An 8,103-nucleotide genomic window follows, 5' to 3' on the forward strand; every position below is an offset into this window, starting at 1 on the left:
GCCCGCCGTGCGCGCAGTACGCCGTCGAAGGTCTGTCGGACGCCCTCGCCGACGAGCTCGCCCCGCTCGGCATCAAGGTCACCATGGTCCAGCCCGGTCCCACCGCCACGGCCTTCCTCGACAACCTCGACGTCGCGGCCGCCATCGACGACTACGACCAGACCGTCCGTGAGGTCCAGAAGGCCATCGGCGCACAGCCCGCGTCCGCGTACGCGTCACCGGCGCGCATCGCAGCGGGCATCCGAGCAGCCGCGGACAGCGACGCCCCGCCCCTGCGACTGGCCCTCGGCGTCTTCGGCGCGGACGCCATGGCGCGCCGCCCTCACCGCACGCCTGGCCGACCTGGACAGCTGGGCCGGCACGACGCGCGCGGTCGACGCGTGACCCCGGACGTCGGGAGCGGACGGGCCCCGGGCCGACGGCCCGGGGCCCGCGTGTGGAGCGCAGTGCCTACGCGGTGGTGCGGTAGGCGCGGTAGATCGTCTGCTTCAGGGTGTTGCCGTCGGCGTCGGTGAGCACGACGCGCAGCGAGACGGTGCCCGGGCGGGCGGGGTGGCGCAGTTCGAGCCGCTCACGGTCGGTGACCTTGGCCGGCTTCCAGCTCCTGCCGCCGTCGTAGGACACCGAGAACGCCAGCTTGCGGGCGATGCGGGCGGTGGCCGCGCCCTCGACCGTGAACGGGACGGTGAAGGCCCTGCCCGCCCTGGCCGTGCTGGCCGCCTGGAGCTTGGGCGTGAAGCGCACCGCCGACAGGGGCAGCCACGTCATGGTGTCGCCCGAGACGTGGGCGGAGCGGAAGGTCCACTCGGCCGTCACCCGGGTGCTGACCGCGGAGAGCGACGCGGCGCGGGATACGTCCGTGGTGAGCCGGTAGGCCCGCGCCTCGGCGGGCAGGGTGTGCGTGTCGCCGTCCAGGGGCGTGTCCGAGGTGAACACCGGCGTGCCGTCCGCGTACAGCGCGCTCGTGGCCCTGGTGTAGTCGGAGACGCCGACATGGCCCGCGCCGTCGGAGAACAGCGGCACGTAGGCGCTGAAGTCGTCGCCGAGACGGACCGCGCCCGACGCCTCCCCACCCGCGCTGTACAGGTGCGGGCCGAAGACGCCGATGTTGAAGCGCTGCGCGTACGTCCTGCCCGCGGCGTAGGCCCTGGCCCGGGTGACGGTCTGGCCGCCGTCCCACACGGGTTCGCCGTCCGCGCCAGGAGCGCCGTACTGGCCGGTGGCGTACTGCCACTTCACGGCCGGCAGGACGTAGTCGGTGACGGTGCGCGGCAGGGCGCCCTCCTCCGGGTGGAAGTCGAACCAGCTGCCGTTGGGCGTCAGGGGTGCGGCGACGAGGCTGCCGGTCTTGCCCGCGGCGGGCGCGCCGAGGGTGAGCACGAGCTTGGCGAAGTCCCGGCGGCGCAGCATCGCGGTGAATCCGGAGAGGTCGCCGGTGCGGTTCGAGGCCGGTCGGTAGTTCACCGTGCCGTGGGTCCACGTCCCGTTGTACTGCGCGAACGCCTCGCCTGCGGGAAGCGGTGCCCCGAGCTGCCCGACGCGCAGGTTGCCGAAGCTGCCCATGTCGTAGGTGGAGGTGTAGCCGGATCCGTTGTCGTTGACGCCGAAGTTGAGTGTGGCGTCGGTGTTCTCGGCCGCGCGGTCGGGCACGGTGATCCGGACGGGCCTGGCCTTGCGGGCGTCCATGACCAGGGTGGTGTCCCGGGTCAGCGAGAACTTCGGGTGCAGCAGCAGCGCCAGCTTCCCGTCGCCGGGGTCCGCCCCGGTGGAGACGCGGCCCTCGAGGGCGTAGCGGCCCTTGGGCAGCCGCACCGTGAACTCTCCGTCCGTGGGGTCGGAGCAGTCCCGCCAGATGTCGTTGCCCAGGCCGTACACGCCCGTCTCGGAATCGCCGGTGGGCTTGCCCCCCAGATCGAGGTGCCTGACCGTCAGGTTGTACGACTCCTGCTCGCGGTTCACGCCGATGGCGGTCCGCACGGCGGTCTCCCCGGCCGTCGCGGTCACGGAGCCGCCGAACGTGCCGTCGGCCGAGCCCGCGCGGCTGTCGGCGGTCACCGTGGCGGTCGCGGTGCCGGCCGCCGGGATCGTGAGCCGCTTCGGCGAGACGTCGAACATGCCCTCGGCGGCCGGCTTCCCGTCCTCGCCGAACGCCTCGGTCGCCAGGTCGACGGTGACCGGGCGGTCACCGTCGTTGCGGTAGGTGACCTTCTCGGTGACGGGCTCGTCGTCCGCGTGCGGCCACCGGGCGGTGCCGAAGTCCAGCGAGGTGGGGTTGCTGGTCACGTGCTGACGTATCGCCCGCGCGATGTCGGTGCGGCCGGTGCCCTGCGCGAACGCGGCCAGGTCAGTGGCCGGTGCGGCGGAACCGGTGAGGACGGCCTTGATCCGCCCGCCGGTCCAGTCCGGGTGCTGCTGGGCCAGGATCGCGGCGGCGCCCGCCACATGCGGGGTGGCCATCGACGTACCGCTCATCGACACGTAGCCGTCGGCTGCCGGGTCGCCCTCCACGCCCTCCGCGGCCTTGGCGGCGACGATGTCCACGCCGGGGGCGGTGAGGTCGGGCTTGAGGGAACCGTCGGCGGTCGGGCCCCGGCTGGAGAATTCCGCGATGGCGTCCGCCCGGTCCACTGCGCCCACGGTGAGCGCGGCGGCGGCGCTGCCCGGGGAACCGATCGTGCCCGCGGCGGGGCCGCCGTTGCCCGCGGCGATGACGAAGAGGGTGCCGGAGTCCGCCGACAGCCCGTTCACCGCCTGCTCGACCGGGTCGGTCTCCGGGGTGTCGTCGCTGCCGAGGCTGAGGTTGACCACCTTCGCGCCCTGGGCGACGGCCCACTGCATGCCGGCGATGATGCCGGAGGGGCTGCCCGATCCGTCGTCGCCGAGGACCTTGCCGCTGATGATGCGGGCGCCGGGCGCGACGCCCTTGTACTTCCCGTCCGACCGGGCCCCGGAGCCCGCGACGGTCGAGGCCACATGCGTGCCGTGGCCCACGCGGTCGACGGTGTCCGGGGACTCGGAGAAGTTCACCTGCGCGTCGACGCGGTCCCTCAGGTCCGGGTGCGTCGCGTCCACACCGGTGTCCAGCACGGCGACGGTGACACCGGCGCCGTCGTAACCGGCCGCCCAGGCAGCGGGGGCGCCGATCTGCGCCGTGCTGCGGTCCAGGCTCGCCGTGACCTTGCCGTCGAGCCAGATCTTCTCGACCTTGGCCGAGGTGGCGGTGGCCGACGAACGGGCGCTCGCGCCACTGCCGGTGAGGGTCCGCCAGAGCGCCGCGGCCTCGGACTTGCCGGCCCGCAGGGCGTTGCCGTTGATACTGGGCAGGTCGCGGGTGACGCGGGCGCCGGAGTCCGACAGCGTACGCGCCGCGATGGGACCGCCCTTGGTGTAGGTGACGATGAGCGGCAGGTCGGGCCGTGAGGAGTCGTCGTACCCGAAACCCACCAGCCGCGTCACGTCGAACAGTTGCCGGTCGGCCGTGCCGTCCGCGATCAGCCGTTCGGCGTCGCGCGGTACGGCGTAGGTGTCACCGCCGGCCGCGCGCGATATGCGGAACGCCATGCCTTCCCGGCCCTCGGCGGCCGTGACGCCGACGACCTTGCCGGTGGCGTCCAGCGTCACCTTGTCGCCGGTGACGAGGGTGACCGTCCGTCGTGTGGCGTCGGAACCCGTGCCGAACGCGGCCCCGGGACGCGATCCGGTCCGGGACGCGCCATCGGCCTGCGCGGCCTGGACCACTCCGACCGTTCCGCCCAGCAGGGCCGCGGCGATGGTGATGGCGGTGAAGGGGGCGAACGCCGTAACCGGTGCTCGTCTCTTGTGTGTCAAGGCATGCCTTTCTTACCGGGCACGGCGAAGCGGCCGGTGTCATGTGAAAAGGGCGAAGACCGCGGGAGTCAGACTGCCCATGCGGCCGGGCTCCGCCGGGGGTGATCTGCTCTCATCGGTTCCTCCCCATACGGGCCGGGCTCTGGTCGCGGTCCCCTGTTACCTGTCGGCCCCGTCCGCCGGGTTCCCGATTTCTCCGGACCGGTTTCCACACTCCCTCGGTCCCCCGTGCACACGATCTGCCGCGCACCCTGCCGCAGGCCGCCGACCCTTCCGCCGTGCCTGGCCTTCGGCAGGGTCCCCCGGAGGCCCGGGCGCGGCTCCCCACCGTCAGAGCGGCGTCAGGGTTTGCCGCTGAGCGCGATGGCGGCCTGACCTGCGGGCATAGCCTCATTGCCGGACGCGGGCCCGTGCCCGAGTCGCGCATCTCCCTCGCTCCCGGAGGAACACCATGTGCCTGTACGTGTACGGGGAAGACCCCGAACCCGCCGAAACCGACCCGGCTGGGCTCTTCTACGTCCCCGCCCAGTCGGGTTCCGCCGGCTGCGCGCCCCGCTACTTCACCGCCGACCGGGAGAACGCCGATGGGGCGGTGCCCGGCATCGACGGGGCGGCCGCCGTCGGCGACCTGGCGTCGCCGCCGTCCCGCAGTCGTACATGATGCTGTCCCCCGAGGTGCGACGGCCGACACCACTGCGGCACCGGCCTCCGAACCAACGGCCGGCACATGAACTGGAGCGCCTGGAAGGCCGGCAGCGCGGGCTGACAGCGCGGCCGCGAGCTGCCGTGGATACGGCGAAGGGCCAGTCGCGGCAGCCCGGTCGGGCGCGCTTTCGGCTCACGGATAGGCTGCGTCAACATGACGCGTGCGTGGCTCTTGCCAATGCTGCTCCTGGTCTGCGGCTCGGTTGTCGCGACGGGGCTGGTTCTCGGGGGCAGCCCCGGTGAGGCCGGAGCATTCTTCGTGGGGTTCGTACTGCTCGCGGGCGTGAACTCGCCGCTGGTCTTCCCCAAGGGGATCGGTGCGTCGGAGGCGCAACGCCGGAGCGCGCTCGACGGCCGCCCGGTCGTCTTCTGGCGGCCCGGCTGCAAGTACTGCCTGCGCTTGCGCGTCCGCCTGGGGCGGAGGGCCCGTGAGCTGCGCTGGGTCGACATCTGGCGCGACCCGGCTGGTGCCGCGGCGGTCAGAGCGGCCAACGACGGCAACGAGACCGTGCCGACCGTCGTCGTGGCCGGCCGGCCGCATACGAACCCTGACCCTGATTGGGTGCGCGAACAGCTCGGCCCGCCCGCTTGATCAGCAGCGACGGCTGCGCGGCACGGTCAGAGCCATCTGTTGCGGCGCAGGGCCCGGTAGATGAAGGTGCAGACGAGGGCGATGACGGCGAGAACTGCCGGATAGCCGTAGGGGGATCTCAGCTCGGGCATGTAGTCGAAGTTCATGCCGTAGATGCCGACGACCAAGGTGGGGAGGGCGACGAGGGCCGCCCAGGCGCTGATGCGCCGCATGTCGGCGTTCTGCTGGACGTTGATCTGGGCGATGCTGGCGCCGAGTATGCCGCTGACGAGTTCCTCGAAGGTGACGATCTGCTCGGTGACCCGTTGGTGGTGGTCGGCGACGTCGCGGAAGTAGGCGGGCACCTGGCCCGGTACGTGCGGGATCGGTTGCTCGCCGAGGTGCTGCAGGGCGGGGGCGAGCGGCATCACGGCGCGCTTGAACGCCAGGAGTTCCCGTTTGAGCTGGTAGATGCGTGCGGGGTCGACGGGGAGATCGGGGGAGAAGACCTCGCTCTCCAGGGTGTCGATGTCGTCGTCGAAGGCGTCGGCGACCTCCAGGTAGCGGTCGACGACCAGGTCGGCGACCGCGTGCATGACGGCAGCCGGACCGTAGCCGAGCTGCTGCGGGTCGGCCTGGAGTTGGCGGCGCACGTGGTCGAGGGGCGGAGCGCTGCCGTGGCGGACGGTGATGGCGAAACCGGGGCCGGCGAAGACCATGATCTCGCCGGTGTCGACGATCTTGCTGGTCGCGGTGACCTTGTCGTGGTTGACGTGGACGATGGTCTTCAGGACCAGGAACAGTGTGTCGCCGTAGTGTTCCAGCTTGGGTCGCTGGTGGGCGTGGACGGCATCTTCCACGGCCAGGGGGTGCAGGTCGAAGGCGTCGGCAACCTGCCGGATCTGGTCGGCGGTGGGCTCGTACAGACCGATCCACGCGAACCGCCCGGCTTGTCCGTCCCGCCGCTCCATGAGCGCGTCCAGATCCACCGGGCCGGGTATGCGACGGCCGTCCTCGTACAGAGCGCAGTCCTCGACCGCCGGCGGCAGCCAAGTGCCGTCCGCCCCGTCCCGCTGCGCCATCTGCTGTTCCCGACTCCTTGTGCGAGTTCCCGCACGGCGGCGATCCGTCGTGCGGTTCGTCCGGAGGGCCGGCCGGTTCGTGGCCGCCCGGGCGTCGCGGCACGGCCGGACCTCGTGAAGCGCACGAGCAGGATGGCGCCGACCCTCGATCGCGTGCCTTCCCCGTCCTTCCGCGTGCCCGCGGACGCGAGGTGCAGGCCGGCCTGAAGGCCCCACGGACTCCCTGCCCCCGGGCCGGCCTGCACACGTAGTGACCGGATAGCGCGTCGTCTTGTGACACGGACCGCCCGCGGCCGGCGGTTCGACATGACCGGCGGAAGGCCGTGTGGGGTGCGCCGCGGTCTAATCGCCGACGAACTCCACCGTCTCGGTGAGTGACGCCCGTGCCGGGCGGGGGTGACGTGCGGTGACGTCCTCGAACCCTATGGACATGCCGCAGAAGAGGATGAGCTCGCCCGGGGGAGCGAGGACCTCTGCGACGGTCTTGTGGTACTTCGCCCATGCCATCTGCGCGCAGCTGTGCAGTCCTTCGGTGCGGAGCAGCAGCATGACGGATTGCAGGTACATGCCGACGTCGGACCACTGGGGTCTGCCCATGTCGCGGTCGACGTAGCAGAACAGGGCGGCGGGTGCGCCGAAGCAGTCCCAATTGGCGGCGGCGGCCCTCTGGCGCGCCTCCAGGTCCTGGCGCTGGATCCCGAGGGCGCTGTAGCGCTGCTCCCCGAAGGCGGCCCGGCGCTCGCGGTACGGGGACTGCAGTGCCGGCGGGTACTGCTCGTACTCCGGATCGTCCCAAGCGTCGCCCGCGATCACCCGTTCGCCGGCGCGCTTCTTGAGCTCGGCCAGCGGCCCGCCGGTCACCACGTAGACGTGCCACGGCTGCAGGTTCGACGCGGAGGGGGACCAGGCGGCGGCAGCCAGCACGCGCTCCAGCACCTCGCCTGGGACCTGCCGGTCGGTAAACGCGCGGACTGCCCGTCGGCTCGTGACCGCCTCGTAGACATCCATGACCAACCACCTCCAAGAGCTTTAATTGCATGATTGACAGTTAAAGCAGGCGAAATGTGACACATGGGTGGCGCCTCGTCGTGCGCGGAGCCCGAGACCGCTGCGGCTGCCCTCCGTGGTACCGGCCCGGGTCAAGCCCGGTGTGATAAGTTAATACGAAGGTTCGTTTTTGTTCGGAGGATGGATCCATGCCCAAGGTCACGCCGGAGTACATGGAAGCCCGCCGCCAGCAGATCCTGGACGCGGCGCGCCGCTGCTTCCTGCGCGATGGGTTCCATTCGACGTCCATGCAAGACCTGTTCGCCGAGTCGGGCCTGTCGGCCGGCGCCGTGTACCGGCACTTCGCCAGCAAGAACGAGATGATCACGGCGATCGTCGAGGAGAGCGTGCGCGATGTCCTCGCCATGGTCCAGAGCGTCGCGAGGAATCGGCCCGGCGGTTCCTTCGGGGACCTCATGGCCGACGTCCTGGAAGTCGTGAAGGTCAAGACCGCCGAGCAGAGCATCGCCGGGCTCTCCGTGCTGGCCTGGTCCGAGGCGCTGCGGAACCCTTCGCTGGCCAGGCAACTCGACGATCTGATGGCCCAGATGCGCACGGCGCTGGCCGACGTCATCCGTGAGCACCAGCAGAGCGGCACCCTCCCGCGCGAGGTCGCTCCCGAGGCGATGGCCGCCGCGTTCATGTGCATGCTCCCCGGCTACATCCTCCAGCTGGCGATGGACGACTCCGCGCTGGACGGAGTGCCGGGCGCCCTGCGAGCGCTCTGGCCGGCTCCGGCGACGTCCTGACGCACGGGCCCGCCGCAGGCCTCGTGGGCACCCGGCTGCGCATCCTGCCCAACCACGCCTGCGCCACCGCCGCCCAGCACCACGGCTACCACGTCGTCGACAGCAGCAAGGGCACGGAGCC

At 71.6% G+C, this 8,103-nt stretch carries 6 protein-coding genes and 1 pseudogene; 4 read left to right on the top strand and 3 right to left on the bottom strand.

Going from position 1 to position 8,103, the window contains the following annotated elements; genetic code table 11:
- Positions 1-450: 450 nt before the first annotated feature.
- Entirely contained in the window at positions 451-3,828 is a 3,378-nt protein-coding gene (locus ABZ312_RS32955) for a S8 family peptidase (protein WP_500439351.1), read from the bottom strand.
- A gap of 451 nt (positions 3,829-4,279) precedes the next feature.
- Between ABZ312_RS32955 and ABZ312_RS32960 the strand changes: the two genes are divergently transcribed.
- Positions 4,280-4,489, top strand: coding sequence for a hypothetical protein (locus ABZ312_RS32960; protein ID WP_500329156.1), 210 nt, complete (start codon positions 4,280-4,282; stop codon positions 4,487-4,489).
- Positions 4,490-4,687: 198 nt separating this feature from the next.
- Positions 4,688-5,125, top strand: coding sequence for a glutaredoxin domain-containing protein (locus tag ABZ312_RS32965; protein WP_500329155.1), 438 nt, complete (start codon positions 4,688-4,690; stop codon positions 5,123-5,125).
- Positions 5,126-5,151: 26 nt separating this feature from the next.
- On the opposite strand, the gene ABZ312_RS32970 is transcribed toward ABZ312_RS32965, so the two are convergent.
- Together ABZ312_RS32970 and ABZ312_RS32975 are read right to left on the bottom strand one after the other, a co-directional pair.
- A complete protein-coding gene (locus ABZ312_RS32970; protein ID WP_500439352.1) occupies positions 5,152-6,186 on the bottom strand; it encodes a magnesium and cobalt transport protein CorA in 1,035 nt (344 codons plus the stop codon).
- A gap of 342 nt (positions 6,187-6,528) precedes the next feature.
- Positions 6,529-7,194 carry a nitroreductase gene (locus ABZ312_RS32975; protein WP_500329153.1) on the bottom strand — a complete coding sequence of 222 codons (666 nt, stop codon included), beginning with the start codon at positions 7,192-7,194 and terminating at the stop codon, positions 6,529-6,531.
- Between the two features lie 188 nt (positions 7,195-7,382).
- Here ABZ312_RS32975 and ABZ312_RS32980 point away from each other — a divergent pair, with 188 nt between their 5' ends.
- Together ABZ312_RS32980 and ABZ312_RS32985 are read left to right on the top strand one after the other, a co-directional pair.
- Positions 7,383-7,982 carry a TetR/AcrR family transcriptional regulator gene (locus ABZ312_RS32980; RefSeq protein ID WP_500329152.1) on the top strand — a complete coding sequence of 200 codons (600 nt, stop codon included), beginning with the start codon at positions 7,383-7,385 and terminating at the stop codon, positions 7,980-7,982.
- A gap of 23 nt (positions 7,983-8,005) precedes the next feature.
- A pseudogene (locus tag ABZ312_RS32985) lies at positions 8,006-8,103 on the top strand (hypothetical protein); the annotation flags it as partial.

The organism is Streptomyces sp. NPDC006207, assembly GCF_040613835.1.
Classification (GTDB): domain Bacteria; phylum Actinomycetota; class Actinomycetes; order Streptomycetales; family Streptomycetaceae; genus Actinacidiphila.

What these genes read in the sequence shown, in the direction of transcription:
- ABZ312_RS32960 (WP_500329156.1), top strand. Translation starts at nt 4,280, where the DNA reads ATGTGCCTGTACGTGTACGGGGAAGACCCCGAACCCGCCGAAACCGAC.
- ABZ312_RS32965 (WP_500329155.1), top strand. Translation starts at nt 4,688, where the DNA reads ATGACGCGTGCGTGGCTCTTGCCAATGCTGCTCCTGGTCTGCGGCTCG.
- ABZ312_RS32970 (WP_500439352.1), bottom strand. Translation starts at nt 6,186, where the DNA reads ATGGCGCAGCGGGACGGGGCGGACGGCACTTGGCTGCCGCCGGCGGTC.
- ABZ312_RS32975 (WP_500329153.1), bottom strand. Translation starts at nt 7,194, where the DNA reads ATGGATGTCTACGAGGCGGTCACGAGCCGACGGGCAGTCCGCGCGTTT.
- ABZ312_RS32980 (WP_500329152.1), top strand. Translation starts at nt 7,383, where the DNA reads ATGCCCAAGGTCACGCCGGAGTACATGGAAGCCCGCCGCCAGCAGATC.